The sequence below is a fragment of the Actinoalloteichus spitiensis RMV-1378 genome, from assembly GCF_000239155.1.
GTDB classification, from domain to species: domain Bacteria; phylum Actinomycetota; class Actinomycetes; order Mycobacteriales; family Pseudonocardiaceae; genus Actinoalloteichus_B; species Actinoalloteichus_B spitiensis.
In genome coordinates this window covers 1-1,564 of record NZ_AGVX02000703.1, presented here as the reverse complement: position 1 = coordinate 1,564, position 1,564 = coordinate 1, and the positions used below count along the sequence as shown (strand labels likewise).

Sequence of the window (1,564 nt, the reverse complement as noted above, 5' to 3'; positions counted from 1 at the left end):
ACCCACGTCCTCACCGCCACCGGCTGGCAGCCCGAGGACCTGACCTGGGACGACTCGGTCACCGTGTCGGTGGTGGACAGCGACGGGGTCCGTGCCGAGGTCCAGGCCCAGGACGCTTCGGACCCGGGGATCGTGGTCCCGGCCGACGCGGCGGCGTATGTGATCTTCACGTCGGGGTCGACCGGTCGTCCCAAGGGCGTGGTCGTCCCGCATACCGGGATCGCCACTCTGGCCCTCGAGCAGGTCCGCCTGTTCGGGCTGCGCCCGGACTCGCGGGTCTCGCAGGTGGCCTCGCCGAGTTTCGACGCGGCGGTGATGGAACTGCTGATGCCCTTCGCCTGCGGGGCCAGGCTGGTCGTGCCCGCCGCGCCGGGTCCGCTGGCGGGGGAGGAGTTGGGCCGGTTCCTGTCCCAGGGCCGGATCACCCACGCGTTGGTCCCGCCTACGGCGTTGGCCAGTGTGCCGACCACGGCGTTGCCGGAGTTGGTGACCCTGGCCACCGGTGGGGAGGCGTGCGGGGCGGAGTTGGTGCGTCGGTGGGCGCCGGGCCGGCGGATGGTCAACCTGTACGGGGCCACCGAGGCCACGGTGTGGTCGACGTGGGAGGTGTTGGAGCCGGGGGTGCCGGTGCGGGTGGGTCGTCCGATCGCGGGGACCCGGGTGTTCGTGCTGGACCGGTGGTTGCGTCCGGTGCCGCCGGGGGTGGTGGGGGATGTGTACCTGGCGGGTGCTGGGGTGGCCCGGGGGTATGCGGGTCGGGCGGGGTTGAGCGCGTCGCGGTTCGTGGCGGATCCCTTCACCGGTGGTGGGGGGCGGATGTACCGGACCGGGGATCGGGGTCGGTGGAGCCGGTCGGGGGTGTTGGAGTTCGCGGGGCGGGCGGATGACCAGGTCAAGTTGCGGGGGTTCCGCATCGAGCTGGGTGAGATCGAGTCCGTGGTGGCGTCCTCGCCAGGGGTGGCGGAGTCGGCGGTGGTCGTGCGGGAGGACACCCCGGGGGTGCGCCGGTTGGTGGCGTACCTGACCGGGCAGGCGGGGCTGGATGTGGAGGTGGTGCGGGAACGGACGCGGCGGATGCTGCCGGAGTACATGGTGCCGGCGGTGTTCGTGGTGTTGGCGGAGCTGCCGGTGACGGTCAACGGGAAGTTGGACGTCGACAGGCTGCCCAGCCCGGAGGCGGAGGGCGGGGAGCGGTACGTGCCGGCTCGGACCGAGGTCGAGCGGGTGTTGTGCCGTATTTGGTCGGAGTTGTTGGGTGTGGAGCGGGTGGGGGTGACCGACAACTTCTTCGAGTTGGGTGGTGACTCGATCCTGAGCATCCAGGTGGTGTCGCGGGCTCGTCGTGCGGGGTTGGAGCTGTCCTCGCGGGACGTGTTCGTCAAACAGACCATCGAAGCCCTCGCCGCGGACCTCGTGCCCTCGCTCGACGGCGCGCACTCCCCCACCGAGGCCGAGCAGGGTCCGGTCGTGGGCCCCACCGAGATGCTGCCTGTCCAGACCTGGTTCCTGGACACCCATCCGGTGGCGCCGCACCACTTCATGATGTCGATGGGCTTCACCCTTG

1 protein-coding gene is annotated in these 1,564 nt (G+C 71.2%); it reads left to right on the top strand.

Annotated elements, in window-relative coordinates:
• Positions 1-1,564, top strand: a 1,564-nt coding sequence (locus ACTIDRAF_RS34095) for a non-ribosomal peptide synthetase (protein ID WP_157163252.1), incomplete at both ends; no start/stop codon positions are given.